This is a genomic window from Gardnerella vaginalis (genome assembly GCF_040427915.1).
GTDB classification, from domain to species: Bacteria; Actinomycetota; Actinomycetes; order Actinomycetales; family Bifidobacteriaceae; genus Bifidobacterium; species Bifidobacterium vaginale_C.
On sequence record NZ_JBETXJ010000002.1, the window covers coordinates 1,021,237 to 1,042,564 of the forward strand.

The 21,328-nt window shown below is 41.0% G+C and carries 13 protein-coding genes, 1 tRNA gene, 1 other RNA gene and 1 pseudogene; 9 read left to right on the top strand and 7 right to left on the bottom strand.

What is annotated here, in order from left to right; all coding sequences use genetic code 11:
- Positions 1-2 precede the first annotated feature (2 nt).
- A pseudogene (locus tag ABVC65_RS06565) lies at positions 3-519 on the bottom strand (magnesium chelatase domain-containing protein); the annotation flags it as partial.
- The gene (locus ABVC65_RS04125) at positions 519-980 is read right to left on the bottom strand and encodes a YraN family protein (protein ID WP_353582656.1); all 462 of its coding nucleotides are present in this window, start codon (positions 978-980) and stop codon (positions 519-521) included. The gene ABVC65_RS04125 and the pseudogene ABVC65_RS06565, both read right to left, overlap by 1 nt.
- A 231-nt stretch (positions 981-1,211) precedes the next feature.
- On the opposite strand from ABVC65_RS04125, the gene glgX reads away from it, so the two are divergent.
- Positions 1,212-3,350, top strand: coding sequence for a glycogen debranching protein GlgX (glgX, locus tag ABVC65_RS04130; RefSeq protein ID WP_016815423.1), 2,139 nt, complete (start codon positions 1,212-1,214; stop codon positions 3,348-3,350).
- A gap of 73 nt (positions 3,351-3,423) precedes the next feature.
- Here the strand turns inward: glgX and ABVC65_RS04135 are convergent, their stop codons facing one another.
- Entirely contained in the window at positions 3,424-4,521 is a 1,098-nt protein-coding gene (locus ABVC65_RS04135; RefSeq protein ID WP_353582657.1) for a DUF998 domain-containing protein, read from the bottom strand.
- A gap of 134 nt (positions 4,522-4,655) precedes the next feature.
- Here ABVC65_RS04135 and ABVC65_RS04140 point away from each other — a divergent pair.
- The 5 genes from ABVC65_RS04140 to aroA all read left to right on the top strand — a co-directional run bounded on the left by ABVC65_RS04140 (position 4,656) and on the right by aroA (position 9,795).
- Positions 4,656-4,729 (top strand) — tRNA-Pro (locus tag ABVC65_RS04140).
- 348 nt (positions 4,730-5,077) lie between these two features.
- Positions 5,078-5,680, top strand: coding sequence for an ECF transporter S component (locus tag ABVC65_RS04145; RefSeq protein WP_004112516.1), 603 nt, complete (start codon positions 5,078-5,080; stop codon positions 5,678-5,680).
- Between the two features lie 199 nt (positions 5,681-5,879).
- Positions 5,880-7,469, top strand: coding sequence for an ABC transporter ATP-binding protein (locus ABVC65_RS04150; RefSeq protein ID WP_353582658.1), 1,590 nt, complete (start codon positions 5,880-5,882; stop codon positions 7,467-7,469).
- A 2-nt stretch (positions 7,470-7,471) separates the two neighbouring features.
- Positions 7,472-8,365 (top strand): energy-coupling factor transporter transmembrane component T family protein, encoded by an 894-nt coding sequence (locus ABVC65_RS04155; protein WP_353582659.1) that lies wholly within the window; start codon positions 7,472-7,474, stop codon positions 8,363-8,365.
- A 50-nt stretch (positions 8,366-8,415) separates the two neighbouring features.
- On the top strand, positions 8,416-9,795 hold the full coding sequence (gene aroA / locus ABVC65_RS04160; protein WP_353582660.1) for a 3-phosphoshikimate 1-carboxyvinyltransferase: 1,380 nt from the start codon (positions 8,416-8,418) through the stop codon (positions 9,793-9,795).
- A gap of 106 nt (positions 9,796-9,901) precedes the next feature.
- Here aroA and ABVC65_RS04165 read toward each other — a convergent pair whose 3' ends face one another.
- From ABVC65_RS04165 to ABVC65_RS04175, 3 genes are all read right to left on the bottom strand, one after another.
- The gene (locus ABVC65_RS04165; RefSeq protein ID WP_004124973.1) at positions 9,902-11,131 is read right to left on the bottom strand and encodes an acetate/propionate family kinase; all 1,230 of its coding nucleotides are present in this window, start codon (positions 11,129-11,131) and stop codon (positions 9,902-9,904) included.
- A 139-nt stretch (positions 11,132-11,270) separates the two neighbouring features.
- On the bottom strand, positions 11,271-12,929 hold the full coding sequence (pta, locus tag ABVC65_RS04170; RefSeq protein WP_353582661.1) for a phosphate acetyltransferase: 1,659 nt from the start codon (positions 12,927-12,929) through the stop codon (positions 11,271-11,273).
- Between the two features lie 283 nt (positions 12,930-13,212).
- Positions 13,213-15,690 (bottom strand): phosphoketolase, encoded by a 2,478-nt coding sequence (locus ABVC65_RS04175; protein ID WP_004124987.1) that lies wholly within the window; start codon positions 15,688-15,690, stop codon positions 13,213-13,215.
- Between the two features lie 415 nt (positions 15,691-16,105).
- On the opposite strand from ABVC65_RS04175, the gene guaA reads away from it, so the two are divergent.
- The 3 genes from guaA to ssrA all read left to right on the top strand — a co-directional run bounded on the left by guaA (position 16,106) and on the right by ssrA (position 19,978).
- Entirely contained in the window at positions 16,106-17,668 is a 1,563-nt protein-coding gene (gene guaA / locus ABVC65_RS04180; RefSeq protein ID WP_353582662.1) for a glutamine-hydrolyzing GMP synthase, read from the top strand.
- Positions 17,669-17,764: 96 nt separating this feature from the next.
- Positions 17,765-19,447: an alpha-amylase gene (locus ABVC65_RS04185; RefSeq protein WP_353582922.1), complete on the top strand. Its 1,683-nt coding sequence runs from the start codon at positions 17,765-17,767 to the stop codon at positions 19,445-19,447.
- Between the two features lie 134 nt (positions 19,448-19,581).
- Positions 19,582-19,978, top strand: a transfer-messenger RNA (tmRNA) gene (gene ssrA / locus ABVC65_RS04190).
- A 237-nt stretch (positions 19,979-20,215) separates the two neighbouring features.
- Here the strand turns inward: ssrA and ABVC65_RS04195 are convergent.
- A complete protein-coding gene (locus ABVC65_RS04195; RefSeq protein ID WP_004121835.1) occupies positions 20,216-20,962 on the bottom strand; it encodes a Panacea domain-containing protein in 747 nt (248 codons plus the stop codon).
- Positions 20,963-21,328 lie beyond the last annotated feature (366 nt).

Below are 21,328 nucleotides of genomic sequence, written 5' to 3' on the forward strand. Positions count from 1 at the left end.
TTCCAATTTCCCGTTTAGCTCGTCTACTAAATCTAAAATATGTCTAATCCCAATTACTTCAATTCCATTTATCAGTTTGGCTTCTGAAAGATTTTCGTAGGGAATAATCATTTTTGTAATATTTTTTTGCTTGGCATATAAACAAATTGGCAGCATACCTTGAATTGGTAAAACTGACCCATCTAAATTAAGTTCTCCTAAAATAATCGTATTTTCTAGCTCGTTAAGTGGGATAATTCCTCTAGCACTAAGTATGCTTGCTGCAATTGCAAGATCGTAAGATGCTCCACTTTTTGGCATAGATGCAGGTGAAAGATTCACTGTTAACCTTGTTTCTGGCCATTCGCAGCGTAAAGACGTATATGCTGATTTAACTCGTTCTCTCGCTTCGCTTAAAGAGGTGTCAGGAAGACCAATAATAGAGAATCCTGGCAATCCGCTAGATATGAATGCCTGCAATTGTATTGTAAAGGCTTTCAAACCCAGTAATCCTACAGATAATGCGTTTCCAATAACCATTAGAATGCTCCTAAAATGTGATGTAATTGAATATTTTTATCTTTTGAAATTAGGATTGATACAGCGTCGAATCGTATTTTTCTGTGTTTAAAAAAGTTATGCTCGTCTAACCACTTAAATCCAGCTTTATGTGTTTTTAAGCATTTTTCGTTTGTTACTGCTTCTAGTGGAGTTCCAAATCTTACGCTTCGTCTTGTTTTTACTTCTATGAATACAATTCTTCCAAACGGATCCATCATCACAACATCAAGCTCTCCAAAACGACTATGCCAATTTCTGTCCAATAGAATCCAATTTTTAAGAATTAGTTTTAGAGATGCGTATTCTTCTCCAAGATTTCCTATTGTTTTATTAGGGATTGAAAAATCGCATAGTTCTACTTCAATTTCTGATATGCGATTTAAAATTTCTTCTTTTAATCCCACGTCATCCGTGTAATATTCGTTTTGCTTATATGTCATGTTGCTATTTCATCAACACTAAAAACGAATTACCAGATTTTTTAATCAATGTGGTTAAAGGATGCTTTTGGCGTGTTGCGTTGGTTTTAAAGGGGAATTGGCACATAAATATAATTCATATTTTTTTTTATTATGCGTTAATTGTGATTATTTTTGAATCTTTTTCATCTTTTATAAAGAATCGCCTACAGTATTAATGAAAACTATATAAATATATGCAATACTTGAATTATGCAAATTAGACCAGGTTCTATGTATCCGCTTGGAGCTACCTACGACGGTGCAGGAGTGAACTTCGCATTGTTCTCTGAGGTGGCAAAGCATGTTGAGCTATGCTTGTTCGACGAGCAGGACAATGAGACTCGCATCGATATGACCGAGCAGAATTCTTACGTTTGGCATACCTACATATCTGGAATACAGCCAGGGCAGAGATACGGTTATCGTGTGCATGGACCGTATGATCCAAATCATGGATTGTGGTGTAATCCAAACAAACTTCTTTTAGACCCTTATGCAAAGGCAATAGAGGGCAATATTGACGGTGATGAAAGCCTATTTTCGTATTGGTTTGCTAATCCAGATGATTTAGCTGCAATGAACACTTTGGATTCTGCAGATCACACTATGAAAGCAGCTGTTATTAACCCATATTTTGATTGGGGTAACGACCAGCATCCAATGATTCCGTACCACGATAGCGTGATCTACGAAGCTCATGTTAGAGGAATGACGAATTTGAATCGTAATGTTCCTCCAGAAATCCGTGGAACGTATGCTGGATTAGCTCATCCAAGTGTGATATCTTACTTAAAAAAGCTTGGTATTACTGCTATTGAGCTTATGCCTATTCACCAGTTTGTAAATGATTCTTTCTTGCAAAATAAAGGCTTGAGCAACTATTGGGGATATAACACCATTGGATTCTTTGCTCCTCAGAATTCGTATTCGAGTTCTGGACAACGCGGCGAGCAAGTTAACGAATTCAAGGCAATGGTTAAGGCGTACCATGCTGCAGGAATGGAAGTTATTCTAGACGTTGTTTACAACCATACCGCTGAAGGAAACGATAGAGGTCCAACCTTAAGCTTCCGCGGAATCGACAATCGCGCATACTATCGCTTAGTAGACAACGATCAGCGTCATTATTTTGACACTACTGGTACAGGAAACTCGCTTCTTATGCGTTCTCCTAAAGCGTTGCGACTAATCACAGATAGCTTGCGCTATTGGGTAACTGAAATGCATGTAGACGGATTCCGATTCGACTTGGCAGCAACGCTTGCTCGTCAATTCCAAGAAGTAGATAAGCTTTCTGCATTCTTCGACATTATTGAGCAGGATCCTATTATTTCTAGCGTAAAGCTTATTGCAGAGCCTTGGGATATTGGTGTTGGAGGATACCAAGTAGGTGGATTCCCTCCAAGCTGGTCCGAGTGGAATGGTCGTTACCGCGATTGTGTACGCGATTTTTGGCGCTCGCAACCATCGACTTTGCCTGAATTTGCAAGCCGTCTTATGGGAAGCTCGGATTTGTATGAGCAAAATGGACGTAAGCCTGTAGCTTCTGTGAACTTTATTACTGCTCACGATGGTTTTACTATGAACGATTTGGTGAGCTATAACGAAAAGCATAATGAAGCAAATAAGGAAGGCAATAACGACGGCGCTAACGATAATCGTTCGTGGAATTGTGGAGTAGAAGGTCCTACTAATATTCACGATGTTAATGAGCTTCGTCATCGTCAAATGCGAAACTTGTTCTCAACTTTGTTGATGAGCCAGGGCATTCCTATGATTTGCGCTGGTGACGAGATTATGCGTACTCAAAATGGAAACAACAACGCATATTGCCAAGATAATGCTATTTCTTGGATTAATTGGGATTTTAATTCCACACAAAAAGATATGTTTGATTTTGTTTCTAAGCTTATTCATTTAAGACTAGATCATCCTGTTCTTCACAGGCGTAGATTCTTTACTGGTCGAGAACCAGGGGATGATGTTTCAGAGATTCCACAGGTAGAATGGTTTGATCATACTGGTTCTGTTATGGATATGGAAGCATGGAGTAATACGCATGCTCTTTCGGTAATGATTTATTTGAATGGTTCAGATATTCCAGAAACCGATTGGTATGGAAGTAGGATGGTAGATAATGACTTCCTTCTTATTTTCAATGCGCATTATGAGCCTATAACATTCACTTTGCCAGATAAGAATTATGGTGAAAAGTGGACTCTTGTTGTGGACACTCATAATCCAAAAGGACCGCAATTGCATTATGAATCAGGATTCAATATTGTTGCTCAATCGCGAAGTTTTCTTCTGCTTATGAGTGAAAATCAAGAAGAAAATAATCTAGCATAAAAATATTCATATATAAAACTAATTGAGGCTTAGATTCTAAAAACTAGATTCTAAGCCTCAACTTTTTTATTGATTAATCTATATCACATTGAATATTGTTTTTAGAATGTTCATTTATTTTAATTTGTAAACGGTCGCTTTGCATTGCTGCGACTTGTCTTGAAAATACTATTATCCATCCTAAAAAGAGTAAACAAGATAATGCTTCTACATTAGTTAAGGTGTTATGACCCTGCACCCATTGATTTCCAACCCATGCGGTAAGGACTACTGCTAAATCTGAAGCTACGTAGAATGTTTTAGAAAGTCTAGGAGCAAGCCAAGGAAGGCAAATAAGCATAGTGCAAATAAGACCAGTAACACCTCTTGCGCATAAATCATGTATAACTGGGTGAGGAGTGTATCTAAATGTTCCTATACCAATAAATGCAATTCCTCCCAAAATTAGTAATGCAGCCATAATGGTGGTTCTAGTTTTAAAGTGTTTCGTAACATTAGAGTCTTTATGTTGCAAAATTTCTTTCTGAGTGGCAACGAACTCTGTTATAGCAAAGTAGCTTGTAATAATAATGCATATTCCAGCTAAAATCAGCGTAGCATTAAACATGCTTGCAGCAAATGTTGTTTTATCTCCTAGTTGAGAAAAGTTATTGTTGTACCAATACGGGTCGTCGGATGTCAATCCGGCTGTTGCTGCACCAGAAATCACAAATAGCGGTAGCAGTGATGCAACGGTTTTCGCCTCTAAGAGTTCCGCTTGAACCAGAGTTGCGTATCCAACAATTCCACTTAAAGCACAACAAAGTACAGGAAGATAACTGTTTACTGCGCTTCTTCCAATAATGCTATTGATTATAGAAAGCAGAGCAAAAGACATAAGAAGCATTGTTGCGCCATAAATCGTAGATAATGCGATTATTTCAAAAGCATGTTTTGCAATTTGCAGACAATTCTTTTTAAGTATTTCTTTGTGCGTTCTTAAATATCCGACTACAAAAGTACACATGCTGCAAATAGCCACTATTCCAGACGCTACTGTAAATAATCGTTGCGTAACTTGCCAAATCGCTGGCATAGTTTTCATGTATACAGACATTACGATTATGCTGAATATTGCACAAGCTAAAAAAGCTATTAATCCAGCCGCCTCTGCACGTTGAAAACGCCCCATGCTAACCTCTAAAATCTGTCGCCTATTTTCATTGCTGGTTATATTCTATCGCGCGTGTTGCAAATTTGCGTTTGTCTCCGATGTGCGCTATTGTAGTTGATTGTGCTTGGAGCTGGTAGTCAGCTTGGAAGCCTCGGGGTGTAGCGCAGTTTGGTAGCGCGCCTGCTTTGGGAGCAGGATGTCGCAGGTTCGAATCCTGTCACCCCGACTTTTTTGTATGTGCTTGTATTTGCTTGTTTTTGTGCAATTTTTAATCAAACTGTGTACGTAGTTGTGTACTCATATAAATGTGTTTATACAAAATTGCGTATTTGCATTTTCAACACTTACTATACAAAAAAGTACTCTATGTGTATTCTTGTAAAGGTGAGTTTTTGATGCATTATTTGCGTTGGATTCTTACATCGTGATTATAAATATTTGACTCGGGAGCCGTTTCTGGCTGAGAGGAAGCGAAAGCTTCGACCGATTGAACGTGTGCTAAGTAATGTTAGCAACGGATGTCGCTCTTTCCCCGTGCCCAAATCTTTCAATATTGAAGAAAGGCACTTATATTATGACTAATGTTTCAATGGAACATTCTAATCGCTGGCGTATTCTTGATATCGTCATAGCTGCTATTATCGCTGTTGCATCTGGCGTATTATTCTGGGCTTGGGATATTGTGTGCGCAGCTCCTACTAATCTTTTTGCAAGCCTGTTGCCTGGTGCTGAAGGTTTATCTAATGGTTTTTGGCTTTTTGCTGGACCTTTAGCTGCAATAATCGTGCGTAAGCCTGGTGCTGCATTGTTTGCTGAAACTCTTGCTGCTTTTGTGGAACTTATGTTAGGAAATCAATGGGGTGTTGGCGGATCGTTAATCGTCGGTATTATTCAAGGTGTTGGCGCTGAACTTGCATTCATTTTCTTTATGTACAAAACATGGAATTTGCTTTCCACTGCAATATCTGGATCGTTAGCAGGCGTAGCTTGCTTTATTTATAATTGGGTTAGCGGCGGTCAAGGCTGGAGTACTCAGTATATTGTTGCAAATCTAATTACTTCTATTATTTCTGGTTTTATTGTTGCAGGCGTTGTAGTGTGGTTTGTTCAAAAGGCATTAGCTGCAACGGGCGTGCTTGATCGTTTTGAATCAGGCCGTCCTCAAGCATTAGTGTGAGTTATATCTAAATACTCATTGCAGCTTGTAAACTATCGTGTTTAATGCGCAAAATGCAAAAACACGGTAGTTTACTCGTATGATGTTTATATTTCGTACTTGTTCTATGTTTTATATTTTTTGAAATTGTGTTATGCAATTTTTATATTTTTAGATTTTTATATTTTTAGATTTTGCTATGCAATGAAAGTTTGTTTGTATGCAATTTGTTGATAAAAATGAATGGACTCCAGCGAGCGTAGTTGCTAAAGACTGGGGTTGGAGACACGCCACGCGCAAAGATTTTGTGTTAAGGAATGTAAATATTGATATTACGCCTGGCGAGCATGTGTTGCTTTTAGGTGCTTCTGGCGCTGGGAAAAGTACGTTTATGGCTGGTTTAGCAGGTGTTTTAGGTGATGAAACAGAAGGCATGGAAGAAGGTAGCCTTCTAATCGGTGGCGTTCATGCTAGAGATGCTCGCGGAAAAGTTGGACTTGTTATGCAAGATCCTGATTCTCAAATCATTCTTGAAAGAGTAGGAGACGATGTAGCTTTTGGAAGTGAGAATCTTGGAGTTAATAGCGAAGAGACTTGGAATCGCGTAAAGCTTTCGCTAAAAGCTGTTGGATTAGACAATATTACTCAAGGAAGTCAGGGTCTTAGACGCTCAACACAATCTTTATCGGGAGGTCAAAGGCAACGTCTTGCTTTAGCAGGAGTGCTTGCAATGCATCCTGGATTGCTGCTTTTAGATGAGCCTACAGCCAATCTAGATCCTGAAGGTGTTCAGCAAGTGCATGATGCTGTAGCAAATATTCTTAAAAAAACAGGTTCTACAATGATTGTAGTTGAACATCATATTGATGTGTGGCTGGATTTGATTGATAGAGTTATTGTTATTGGAAAAAACGAAAATAATAATGATGCAAATATAGGATGCGTTATTGCAGACGGTAAGCCTGAGGATGTTTTTGAAAAATATGGCGATATGCTTGCAAAAGGTGGTGCTTGGGTTCCAGGAAGAACAGTTAAATCTTTTGCTCCTAAACATTGCGATGGCGAAATCAATGGCGAAATCAATGGCGAAATCAAAGATACGGAAGAATCTGTTGCGCTCTATACTAATGATTGCTCTTTTGGAAGAACTCTGCCACTAGCGGAACATGTTAATGTAGCTTTTCGTTTTGGCGAAGTAACGGCTTTAATGGGGCCTAATGGTGCTGGTAAAACCACGCTAGCGTTAACGCTTGCAGGATTATTAAAACCAATTGCTGGCAGTGTGTGCATGATGGAAAAGTATGTTCCAAAACGACGTAAAAATAATCTTTTTACTTGGAAAAGTCAAGAATTGCTAGGGCGAGTTGGCATGGTGTTTCAGGAGCCAGAACATCAATTTATAACATCGTCTGTAAGAGACGAAGTTGCTGTAGGTCCTAAAAAGCAAGGAAAAAGCGAAAAGGAATCTTACGATATTTCCGATAGCATGCTTGAACGTATGGATTTAAAGCGTTTTGCTCTTGCTAATCCTTATACATTATCTGGAGGAGAAAAACGTAGACTTTCTGTAGCTACGCTTTTAGCTGCCGCTCCGCGTGTTGTTATTATGGATGAGCCTACTTTTGGGCAAGATTTTAAAACTTGGACAGCAATGGTAAAACTTATTGCGCAAATACGTGATAGTGGCTCAGCGGTGATTGTGGTTACTCACGATGATGAGCTTGTAAAGTCTTTAGATGCCAGAGTAATAAGAGTTGAGTACGAAAAAATCGTAGAGTCCGCTCATAACTATAGCGAAGGGAATGAGTAGAAGTGAATAAAACTAGTAGTGCAGAAGAATCGTCTAGTATTCAAGTTAAAGATTTTGAAAGTTTATTAAAAGTTTCGCATATTGATGTAACAGCGTCTTCTAAACGTTTAGAAAGTGAACGACTAGTTTCGCCTTCTTGGTTTATTCGTAAGCTCAATCCAATAAGTCGTTTTATTGGAGCATTATTACTTTGCTTGCCTATGTTTGTAACATTAGATATTGTTTCTGCTTCTATTGCATTCGGTTTAGATATACTGTTATTTGCAATTGCTGGAGTAACTCCTTGGTATGTTTTACGCCATACTTGGCCAGTTTGGATTGCTGCTTCGGGTAGCTTTATATCGGTGCTTTTATATGGCCAAAGTTCTGGAGATGATATATTTAAGTTTGGTTGGATGCATATAAGTCAAGGATCATTGTATTTGGCAATTTGTACCTTTGTTCGTGTTGCATCTGTAGCAGTTCCAGGCGTTATATTAGCCATTGGATTAGATCCAACTGATTTAGCAGATGGATTAGTGCAGATTTTGCATTTTTCTCCACGATTTGTGTACGGAGCATTAGCTGGATTGAGAATGTTTAGTCTATTACAAAATGATTGGCGTGCTTTTGGTTTAGCTCGAAGGTCTCGTGGTATATCGGATGGTAAAGCGTTGCAGCGCATGCTTTCGCAATCTTTTGGTTTGCTCGTGTTATCTATTCGAAGAGGCACGAAACTTGCTACAGCAATGGAAGCTAGGGCTTTTGGCAGTAGTATTAAACGCGTTCCGGCACGAAAATCGAAGTTAACAGCATACGATTGGATATTTTATGTAATTTGCATTGCTGTTCCTACTATTGCTTTATATGCTTCAATACAAACAGGATATTGGCATAATGCGTTTATTCATATGTAAAGCATTGTGAAAATTACAATGCGTACATATTTATAGATAGTATTCATAATATGAGCGGAATAATGAATTCTTATAATCATGATGATGTTTGGCAAGCTCCATCATGCAATACTCCTTTGAACGCAACAGTGAATATTCCTGGAAGCAAGTCTTTATCTAATCGATATTTGATTTTAGCTGCTCTTGGAAGTAAACCTGTTGTTTTAAAGGGGCTTTTGCGTTCTAGAGATACAGAACTTATGATGTCTGCTCTTAAGATTTTTGGCGTGCGATTTGAGGAAATGGAATCATATACATCTGTGCTTGTTATTCCACCTCATGGCAATATTTTTGACATTGCTGATGGATCTGTTGTTAATTGCGGCTTAGCTGGTACGGTAATGCGTTTTGTAACAGCTTTGTCTTTATTTGCAAATAAACCTGTGCGATTTGATGGAGATAAGCAAGCTTATGCGCGTCCTATGAAACCAGTTCTTGACGGGTTAGAGCAGCTTGGAGCTCACGTGAAATATCACGGAGAAGTTGGTTTCTTGCCATTTAGTATTATTCCACCTAAAAATTTTGGAAGTTATGAGATAAATGACCAGCAAACCACTCATCAAAATCATGTGGTTCGTATTGACTCATCTTCGTCATCTCAATTTATATCTGCTCTGCTCTTGATTGCATCGCGTATTCCAGGAGGACTATGCATTGAGCATATTGGAAGTAAACTGCCTAGTATGCCTCATATTCGTATGACAATGGAAGATATTCGCAAAGCTGGCGGAGTGGTAGATATGCCAGAAAGCGGAGTATGGCATGTTGAAGAACGTGATTTGACTTTGCCAGATGAAGTTGTTGTAGAACCAGATCTTTCTAATGCAGCGCCTTTTATTGGAGCCGCGTTGATTGCTGGAGGATGCGTTAAAATACCTAATTGGCCATTTGAAACTACTCAGCCTGGGGGATTGTTGCCTAGAATTCTTGAACAAATGGGGGCAGAAGTTTTTCTTGAGCATGAAAGCTTAAATTCTGGCGTTCTGTGTGTTAAGTCAAATGGGAGCATAAAAGCTATTAGTAACTTGGATTTAAGCGCAGCTGGAGAGATTACGCCTAGTATTGCGGCAATGTTGGCGTTTGCAGATGGTGTAAGCGAGCTACATGGTATTGCGCATTTAAGAGGCCACGAGACAAATCGTTTGGATGCAATAGTTACGGAACTAAAACGCGTCGGTATAGGAGCAGAAGAGCTAGACGATGGAATTCGTATTATTCCTAGCAGAAATATGCATGGGGAAGTGATGGAAACTTATGCTGATCATCGTATGGCAACTTTTGCGTCAATGTTAGGGCTTCGTATACCTAATATAACCGTAAAAAATATTGCAACAACGCGTAAAACAATTCCTGATTTTCCGGGTATGTGGTGCAAAATGATTTCTAAATAATTGCGATTTAATATAGCAAGTCCCGAATATAAAAGTCCCGACTAGATGAATCTAATCGGGACTTAAGTATAGCCAAATAATAAGCTAATAAATATTAATAAAATATTTAGCGCTCAAACTTGTTGCCGTAAGAATCAACTCCAGCTTCTGCGATTTGTGCAGACTTTCTAGCGATTGCCAACTCTTCGTTGGTTGGGATTACAGCAATAATCACAGAGCTATCTGGAGTGGAAATAACGCGTGGCTCCTTAGAGCGAACCAAGTTCTTCTCTTTATCGAGCTTAACGCCGAATGGAGCAAGCTTTTCGCACACAAGAGCGCGAACAATCTCGTCGTTTTCGCCAACGCCAGCGGTGAATGTGATTACGTCCACGCCGCCCATTTGAGCTGTGTAGTTGCCAATGTAGCCAACAATGCGGTGAACGTACACGCCGAGAGCAAGCTTAGCGTCTTCGTCGCCTTCTTCAATGAGCTTGTGAATATCGCGCAAATCGCCGTGGCCAGTCATGCCCATCATGCCAGAACGCTTGTTGAAGAGCGTATCAAGCTCGTCCACGTTCATGTGCGCATTGCGAATAAGGTGGAATACCACTGCTGGATCAATATCGCCAGTGCGGCCGCCCATCATTAAGCCTTCGAGTGGGGTTAAGCCCATAGAAGTTTCAACTGGCTTACCAGAAATCTGAGCGGAAGCAGAAGCACCGTTACCAATGTGCAAAACAATCTGCTTTAAGCCTTCTGCAGGCTTTCCAACAACGCTTGGAACTACAGAGCCAATGTATTCGTGGGAAGTGCCGTGAGCGCCATAGCGACGAATGTGGTATTGCTTTGCAATATCTTTGTTCAAAGCATAAGTTGCAGCAACCTGTGGCAAATCGTGGAAGAACGAAGAGTCAAACACCATAATTTGTGGAACATCTGGCAAAAGTTCAGTCATAACTTCAGCGCCAACAGCCTCAGGGCCGTTGTGAAGTGGAGCCAAAACAGCCAAATCCTTCACCTTATTAATGGTCTTTTTGTTTACTAATGCAGGCTTAGGGAATGTTAAGCCACCCTGAACAACGCGGTGTCCAACAGCTACGATTCCAGACTTGGAAAGATTTGGACCATATTCTTCGAAGAATCCAAGTACGCGCTTTAAGCCTTGCTCGTGATCGTGCACTGGCTCGTCAAACTCATGCTTTTCGCCATTGAATACGTGCTTGTAGTGTCCGTCAACTGGTTCGCCAATTTTTTCTACGATACCAGACGCAATACCTTCGCCGCTTTCCAAATCGACGAGCTGGTACTTAATAGAACTAGAACCAGAATTGATAACAAGAACGGTTTTTGCCATGAGGGCATCCTCCATAAAGTGTTGATAAGGCTAGTAAATTGCCACGTTTAAGTGTACAGGTAAGTTCCTACAATGAGTGGGTTTTATTAGTCAGAATATCTGCAGGAACTTACCTATTTATTAAATTTGTTATTTATTGTTAGAATTGCGCTTCCAATGCTGTAAGAGCAACAGTGTTGATAATATCTTGAACCAATGCTCCTCTAGACAAGTCATTAACAGGCTTATTCAATCCTTGTAGGATTGGTCCAACAGCTAAAGCGCCGCTAGAACGCTGAACAGCCTTATATCCAATGTTTCCAGCGCATAAATCTGGGAACACAAACACATTTACGTGACCTGCTACATCATTGCCTTTAGCCTTTGATGCCGCAACAGTAGGAGACCATGCAGCGTCAAATTGAATAGATCCAACAACTTTCAAATCTGGGTCTTTTTCTTTTACCAGCCTTGTAGCTTCCTCAACTAAATCAACATCTGCGCCCTTGCCAGATCCGAGCGTTGAATAAGATAGCATTCCAACTTTAGGATCTAATCCGAAAGCTTTAGCGGTTTGTGCAGATTGAAGAGCGATATCAGCCAATTGTTCAGCGTCTGGGTTCAGATTAATAGCACAATCAGCAAATACTGCTACATGATCCTTAAAGCACATAATGAATGCGCCAGAAACAAGCTTAGATCCAGGCTTAGTTTTAATAACTTGAAGAGCAGGGCGTACGGTATTTGCCGTTGAATTAACAGAGCCAGAAACAAGTCCGTCTGCTAATCCAAGTACCACTAGCATTGTGCCAAAGTAGCTTGCGTCTTTAAGTTGTTCGCGAGCTTGCTCTTCGGTCATGCCTTTCTTTGCGCGCAATTCGCAAAGCTTGCTAATCATTTTGCTGAGTACTACTTCGTCTTGCATAGATTGGAAGCTTGCTTTGCTAAGAGACTTTAATCCAAGCTCTTGTCCTCTTGCAAGAATAGATTCGCGTTCTCCAACAATAATAAGATTTACAATGTCTCGCTCTAACAAATAGTCAGCTGCTTTTAGAATGCGGTCTTCTTCGCCTTCTGGAAGCACTATTGTTTTCTTATTTTCTTTAGCTTTTCCAAGTAAGCTGTATTGGAAGGCATATGGGGTAGTAGGTGCATTAAAAGGCTGTTTCAAAGCGTTGATGATTTCTTCATCTGCAACATAATCGTTGAATTTATCTGATTCTGATTCGCTTATAGAAGGCAAAGTCCAAAGTGGAGTGCCATTATTGTTTTGAGCGTAGTTTTCTTTTACTTCTTTTGCTAAGTCTTCTTTGCAATCAGTTACAAATATGCCGAATACTTTTGTGTATTCTTTGCTGACGCTTGCGCATTGTGCTTCGATTGTTTGCAAGATTTGCTCGCTATCTCTGCCTTCTGCGCAAATGCTTAGGAACACTGGAGAAGCTAAGTCGGCTGCCACACTTGCATCAAATCGGAATAAATCTGGATCAAATACAGAAGTGGAATCGCTTGCTACAATAACGCATCCTTGAGCGTTCGTTACGCTAATCAGCTCGTTGAAGTGAGCTACAATATCTCCTCTTAGTGTGTCTTTGTTTTTACGAACTGCGCATGGGCATGCTGCGATTACTTGTTCTAGAGTAGCTTTTGTGTTGCTTGATGCTATTAATTCGCCTGTAAACGCGTCATCATGTTTTGCGGATGGCCTAAAAACAGTTGTTTGATAATGACTTGAAAGAGCTTTTGTAACTCCTAGTGCTACGACATTGCGACTTTGTGCGCAATCTGCGCTGATAATAGTTACGTTAACTAACGACACGACTTTTCTCCTTTGATGCGTCTGCGTTTATTCTATTTGTTTATTCTATTTTGCGTTGCATTTTTATTTTGTTTCGCATTTTCGTTTTTGCTATTCTTCGTATTTCAACGTTGAAAAATTTGCATATCAAACGAAGAATCCTCTAGTTATTTTAGAGCTATTTGTGGGACAACAAGCTGATTTTTTAATTTTTTGCGTATTTTTTATTAATTTTTTAGGGAGCCAACCTTTCGATTGACTCCCTAAAAATCAGCTAAGCAATTTTAGCATTGATAGCTTAAAACTACTCGTTATCGCCAGCGGTTGCAGCGGTAGCGGTGACAGCGCCTGGCTTGTCGGTCTTAACGCCTGGCCATACCCAATCGGTGTAGTCTGGGTGATCAAGACCCTTGTCGACTGCATACTGGAAGGCTTCGAGGCGGAAGTCCTCGAGCTTCTTGATTTCGTCGGCATACTTAGCGGCATCAACCATGCGCAATGCTTCAGCGGTAAGCTCGTAACGATCCATGTCGTTCACGCGAACCATATCGTATGGCGTGGTGGTGGAGCCCTGCTCCTTGTAGCCATGAACGTTGAAGTTGTCGTGGTTTGGACGATCGTAAATCAAGCCGCGAATGTCATGTGCGTAGGAGTGATAAGCGAAGAGGACTGGCTTGTCAGCAGTGAAGAGATCAGTGAACTCTTCGTCAGTCAAAGCTTCGTTGTTTTCCTTAGCGGACTGCAACTTGAGCAAGTCAACAACGTTAACAACCTTGAACTTAACGCCAAGCTTGTTCAACTTGTCGGCAGCGGCCATCAATTCCTGCTGTGGAACATCGCCAACACCAGCGAGAACAACCTGAACTTCGTCATTGTTCTTAGCGTTGGAAGCCCACTTCCACTCAGCAGCACCCTTCTCGAGCTCTTCACGGGCTTCGTCGAGAGTCAACCAAGTAGCAGCTGGCTGCTTACCAGCGAAGATAGCGTTAATCATGTTGGTGGACTTGTAAGCCTTTTCAGCAACAGCAAGCAACATGTTGGAATCTACTGGGAAGTAGATGCCGATTACGTGATCGTTGTTGAAGGTCTTGTTCAAGAGCACGGAGGTTACGCCTGGATCCTGGTGCGAGAAGCCGTTGTGATCCTGACGCCATACGTGAGAGGATACCAACAAGTTCACAGAGGAGATTGGCTTACGCCATGGGATCTCGCGAACGGTAGCCTCAAGCCACTTTGCGTGCTGGTTCAACATGGAGTCAATAACGTGTACGAAGGACTCGTAAGAGCTCCAGATGCCGTGACGACCAGTGAGCAAGTAACCCTCGAGGAAGCCTTCCATCTGGTGCTCGGAAAGCTGCTCGGTGACCTGACCGGTAACAGCCATGTGCTCATCAACTAAGCCAGAAAGGTAGCCAGCATCCCACTGCTTGTTGGTTACCTCGTAAGCAGCCTGCAAACGGTTGGAAGCAGTCTCATCTGGTCCGAAGATACGGAAGGAATCTGGGTTGTTCTTGATGATGTCACGAGTGTAGACACCAAGACGACGGGTAGCTTCGAGCTGGCCCCAGCCGTGACCGAATTCCTTAACTTCCTTAACTTCGTAATCCTCAAGCTTTGGAAGCTTCAAATCTTCACGAATACGACCGCCGTTAGCGTTTGGATTTTCACCAATACGGAGTTCGCCCTTTGGCATGAAGGAAAGAACGTCTTCCTTAACAGCACCCTTTTCATCGAAGAGCTCTTCAGGCTTGTAGGACTTCATCCAGTTCTTCAAAACCTCGAAGTGAGCTTCGGTATCGCGAGCAGATGCCAGTGGCACCTGGTGTGCACGCCAAGAACCTTCGGTCTTCTTGCCATCGATGAACTTCGGGCAGGTCCAACCCTTTGGAGTGCGGAAGATAATCATCGGATAGTAAGGACGAGTTACATCGTTAGTCTGAGCTTCAGCCTTAATATCGCAAATCTCATCGAAGATGGTTTCGAACATATCAGCGAAGCGACGGTGGATGGACATATGATCCTCATCGTCGAAGCCAGCAACGAACTCGTATGGTTCATAACCCATGCCGTGGAAGAACTCATGAAGCTCTTCGTCAGAAATACGGGAAAGAATAGTTGGGTTAGCAATCTTATAACCGTTCAAGTGCAAGATTGGAAGCACGATACCATCGGTACGTGGGTTCACAAGCTTGTTGGACTGCCAACCGGTGGCCAAAGGACCAGTTTCAGCTTCGCCATCGCCGACGATTGCTGGAACAAACAAGCTTGGGTTGTTCATTACAGCGCCGTAAGCGTGGGAGAGCGCGTAACCAAGCTCGCCACCTTCGTGGATGGAACCTGGGGTTTCAGGAGCGAAGTGGGAAGGAATACCGCCTGGGTAAGAGAACTGACGGAAGAACTTCTGTAAGCCAGCTTCGTCCTTAGTAATCTTTGGATAATATTCGGTGTATGTGCCGTCGAGGTAGGACTGAGCAGTACCAGCTGGTCCGCCGTGACCTGGACCCATGATGATTACAGTATTCTGCTGGTGATCAGCGATAAAGCGGTTGATGTGTCCAATAAGGAAGTTAAGGCCTGGAGTAGTGCCCCAGTGACCTACCAGACGATGCTTAACATCTTCGCGAGTAAATGGCTCCTTCATTAGAGGGTTGCTGCGAAGATAAATCTGACCGATTGCGAGATAGTTTGCTACGCGCCAATACTTGTCTACGCCTTCGATGGCCGCCTCAGAAACTGGAGCATTTAGCTTCTTCCAAGGGGTGCCAATAACAGGACTCGTCATGTGTACTCCTGTACTCAAGCACTTTTCAGTGCAATTTTAATCATTACCATTTGGTTATAGAGGCTGAAAAACGAATGTATTAGCCTCTTTTTCCATCGTTCTCAGTATAGTAACAGCTTTTGACTTTTGTGCGTTTGATTACTCACTACGTGCGATTTTGTTGAAAAAATGTGTTAAAGTGTTCGCAAAAATCTTCTTAAAATTATCATTTATGTTATGTTTTATGTTCACTTTATTGCTATATAAAGCTTGATTGGTTTTAAAACTAGATAAGTCACGGCGTTTCGAAGCGCTGCAACGTCGCAAAGCGCCATTAGTATAAATTGAATCAGCCTTAAATATCACCTTTAAAATATTTGCAAAAAATAAAGTGATAAATAAGGAATATATAAGAAGCGTGTAAATAAGGAGAATCATGGCAAAAGGTCCGGTACTTGTAGTTGACTTCGGTGCCCAATATGCCCAGCTAATCGCTAGAAGAGTGAGGGAAGCAAACGTTTATTCGGAGCTTGTTCCACACTCTATGCCAGTAGAAGAGATGCTGGCAAAAGATCCAAAAGCCATAATTCTCTCTGGCGGACCTGCCTCCGTTTATGAGCCAGGAGCGCCAAAAATTGACACAAAGATTTTTGAAGCAGGCGTTCCAGTGCTTGGAATTTGCTACGGATTCCAAGTTATGGCTCACGAGCTTGGCGGAGTTGTAGACAAAGCGGCATTGGGCGAGTACGGAAAAACGCATGCAACTATTGATGAAGCAGAAGGATTGCTTGCAAATTCTCCATTAGATCAAAATACTTGGATGAGCCACGGAGTGGCAGTTAAGAGTGCGCCAGAAGGATTTGAGGTGCTTGCTCACACTCAAGGTGCTCCAGTTGCAGCTATGCAAGATAAAAATCGCAAGCTTTATGGAGTGCAATGGCATCCAGAAGTCAAGCATACGCCTTTAGGTCAAAAGCTTATTTCTACATTTTTGCACGAATGCGCAGGTCTGGAAAATGATTGGAATCCTTCGAATATTATAGAAGATCAGGTTGCAAAGATTCGCGCCGAAGTTGGAGATGCACAAGTTATCTGTGGACTTTCTGGAGGAGTCGATTCCGCTGTTGCAGCAGCCTTAGTGCATAAAGCAATTGGAGATCAGCTTACTTGCGTTTTCGTAGATCATGGTCTTCTTCGTAAAGGTGAAGTTGAGCAAGTTAAGCATGATTTCGTTGAAGCAACTGGAATAAAGCTTATTGCAGTAGATGCAGAAGATGACTTTTTAGATGCGCTTAAAGGCGTAAGTGAGCCAGAGCGCAAGCGCAAGATTATCGGAGAAAAGTTTATTCGCACATTTGAAAAAGCGCAGCGCCAAGTTATTGAAGAAGCTGGTAAAACTGGAGCAGAAGTTAAATTCCTCGTACAGGGCACGCTTTACCCAGATGTTGTTGAATCTGGTGGCGGAGACGGTGCTGCAAACATTAAGTCGCATCACAATGTTGGTGGCTTGCCAAAGGACTTAAAGTTTAAGCTTATTGAACCTTTGCGTACTCTGTTTAAGGATGAGGTTCGCGCAATTGGTACGGAGCTTGGGCTTCCAGATGCTATTGTTTGGCGTCAGCCGTTCCCTGGCCCTGGTTTGGGAATTCGCATTGTTGGCGAGATTACTCGAGAGCGTTTAGCTGTGCTTCGAGAAGCAGATGCTATTGCGCGCGAAGAGCTTTCGGCAGCTGGATTAGATCGTGATATTTGGCAATGCCCAGTAGTCCTTTTGGCAGATGTTCACTCTGTTGGAGTTCAGGGAGACGAGCGCACATACGGTTCTCCGATTGTGCTTCGACCAGTAAGCTCTGAGGATGCTATGACCGCTGATTGGTCGCGAGTTCCTTACGATGTGTTGGCAAAGATTTCTACTCGAATCACAAACGAATGCCGTCAGATTAATCGCGTTGTGCTTGACGTAACATCTAAGCCGCCTGCCACGATTGAGTGGGAATAGATGGTTCTAATATAGTGAGGTAGAATCTGGCTCTAAAAAGAATAAAGTAAGAGTAAGAACAAAGCAAAGCCGCGATTCTTGCAGAAAGGAACAATGATGATCCACAGCATAAAGATATTTACGAGCTTCAATAAAAAGATGTTTGTAAAGCTAAAGTTTGTGTTGGCAAGAGTTGCGGCTATAACATCTTGTGTTGCTACGATTTTGGCGGGAGCAGTAGTCGTAAGCGGCCCAGCGATTGCATATGCTGGCGCAAAATCATCTCAAAAAACTATACAAAAAGGCGTAATAGTCACAGCGTTCCAACAAAATTGGAAAAGTATAGCTAAGGAATGCAAAAAGACGTACGGTCCAGAAGGCGTAAAGTACGTGCAGGTTTCGCCTCCGCAAGATCACATTAAAGGTGACCAATGGTGGACAAGCTATCAACCTGTAAGCTATAAGCTAAATTCAAAACTTGGCACCGAAGACGAGTTTAAAAAGATGATTACAACGTGCAAAGCTTCGGGTGTTGGAATTATTGCAGATGCGGTAATAAACCACACAACTGGTTTTGCAAACAAAGACACTGTTGGCGTTGGTGGAAGCAAGTATGATGCTGCAAATCAATCGTTCCCAGATGCAGGATATACAAAAGACGATTTTCATAAGTCAACAGAAAATATCAACACGTATCGAAAAGCAGAAATCGTTTGGACACATCGACTTGTTGGACTGTTAGATTTGGACACTTCTAATCCTCATGTGCAAAAAACTTTGGGAGAATACTTTGCGCATATGTTAAAGTTTGGAGTGGCTGGGTTTAGAGTTGATGCAGCAAAACACATGTCTCCGCAAGATGTAAAGGCTATAAAAGCTGCAGCTGCAGATGCTGCTGGAACAACGCCAGATAAGATTTGGTGGATGCAAGAAACAATAGGGTTTTCTGAGCAAGACCCTAGAATTCAGCCGGACCAATATTTGCAAACTGGTGAAGTGAACGAATTTGAGTATTCTTATAGGCTTAGAAACTATTTTTATGGGTCTATTGAGAATCTTAAACATATAACAGATAAGTTGATTCCAAGCAAAAAGGCTGCGATTTTCGTTACAAATTGGGATACTGAGCGAGACAATGCAAGCAGAGTTTTGACGTATAAAGATGGCAAAAAATACGAGCTTGCAAACGCGTTTATGCTGGCGTATCCGTATGGAACTCCAAATGTGTTTTCGGGATATGAGTTTACAAAACGAGATGAGGGAGCGCCTGGAGCTACGCAAACTTCGATTCCTGATGTGAGTTGTGCAAAGGATTCCAAGTGGCAATGCACGCAAAGGCTAACTTCAATTCGCGGCATGATTGGGTTCTACAACGCTGTTAGAGGCACTAAGGTTACTAATTGGCAAGATGATGACGATAATAACGTTGCGTTTAGCCGAGGAAACAAGGGTTTTCTTGCGATTAACAACACGGAAAATCCGCAAAAAGTGAGTTATAAAACCGACTTGCCTGACGGTGAATATTGCAATGTTTATGAGTCTAAAGATTGCACTAAAACTGTGAGCGTTAGCGGCGGAAAAGTAGAGACCACTATTGACGCGGAATCTGCTGTTGCTCTTCATGTTAATGCTGTAAAAAGTCTTGGAAATGCTAGAGCTAGAAACGTTACAATATTTATTTGCGTGTGTGTTGCGCTAATTTGTGCGTTTGTTGTTAATAGAAGATTTGTTGAAAAATCGAAGAAGCTTGCTAAAGGCAATAGTGGTGATGTTAAAACAGGTGAAACTAAAGGTAAGTGATTTATTAGATGATTCTTTAGATGATTCTGAAATAAATCAATAGTCTAAAACAGGTTGACTCTGTTAAAACGTTTATTTATAATAAATAATCTGGCTTTATGCCAGTATTTAACTGATAGTTTGATAAATCAAAAGGGGTCGATCGGTTTCGACGGTGATCTGTTCGCCGCGGGGAAGCGTGCCGAGAATGCGAAAGTCCACTCGTAAACGTCCTTTCGCAAAAGAATAAGTGCTAAATCTAATCGCACTGAGTTCGCTCTCGCTGCCTGAGCTTCGCGCCAGGATTAACCAGTGAGCAGCTGCTCCGTTTACCCACTCACGTCTTCGGGGTGGTGCTGAACGTCATTAGAAGACTTGCTTGAATTGCTGGGCTGCAGGGCAATTCAGGGACTTTTACTGTAGATATGCTCGCCATGAATTGTCTGCGATAACATGGGGGCAGAAAAATTGCCAAATGGCCAGCAGACTACGCACGTAGAAGACCGAGGGTACGGTTTCCGGACCGGGGTTCAATTCCCCGCGACTCCACAAACGCAAAAACGCCACTGCTCAAACAGTGGCGTTATTTGTAGCAAAACCCAATGTTTTCAATGTCTTAAGCATAAAACAGTGGCGGTTTCTATCGCTTGTACACAAGTATGTACGATATGTGATATAGTATATGCAATAAACGGAAATAATCGGAGCAAAAGCTCTAGGTATAAGACCTAGAGCTTTTTGATTTTCCTGTGCATACTTGCTTGCGTCGTATGTTTTGACCTATACCACTTATTTATTTTTATTTTTATCATTAACATCATTGTTTATGTAGTCAACAAAATGTCGTGCTGCAATACGAACAATGTTTTCATCAAAATAAATTTTATTATTTTTAAGCCCATTCAATATGCTTAATTTTTCTCTTAAAATTTTTTCAGCCTTTCTTATTCTTCTAACTTTTTCATCTTGATTATATTGATTAAATTTTTCAATTTGTTCAGAAATTATATCTTGTATGTCTTTTTGTAGTTCTTTATCGGCTTCTTTAAATTCTTTGCTTCGTGTTGTTCGTGAATTTGTATTAATTACTGGATGTTTTACGTAATAATCATGAATAATTTTCTTAGATATTTCTACTTCATTAGCCTTATCTGGTAATATTCCTCTGCGTGCATCAATCCATGGCATCTCACTGCGGGCGCGATTTTCTAGTTCTTCAATACTAAAATCAATTAAAGCGTCGCAAACGTTATAGATAGTGAGTAAATTAGAATAAGTAAGATGATTTTTAAGCTCATAAGGTCCTAGAACAATATCTTTACATTCTATAAAAACATCATTAATTCTGTGCATTTTGAATAAATCTAGGCATACTGGACCGTTGCACCAAGCCTGAAAATTGTTGTAGAACAAAGGAGAATTAGTGGATGCTAGGTTATAAGCTTGGCAGTAGTAAGAAAGTAATTGTAAGCGATTAATATTCATTTTCCCATAACGTTTTAAAATCGCATATGCTACATGAGAAATAGTAATCATATCTATTCTCCATCGGTGCAGAAAAGACAACAAAATGATTAACGTAAAACCAAATAGAATTCTTTTATAGATCACGTTGAACGAATAATTTTAGTTGTAAAATGCTACGAACACGTGTAAACAATAAAAATCATTCGGTTTTAAGTTAGCGAAAACGGTACCATATAAAATAAAACTCATCAACAATAGCGCGTGTCGTGCTCAATGGGGATAGTAATACAGTGTGGTAATTAACTATTGCTTTGGTGTTGAAGCAAAATCTCTTACTACTTTTATTGACTTTTATGTATGTTTGATTGTGTAAATTTGTAGAAAAGATTCTTTTTTAAGGTTGATTTTAGTTCGTTTAATATGATTATTAGGAGC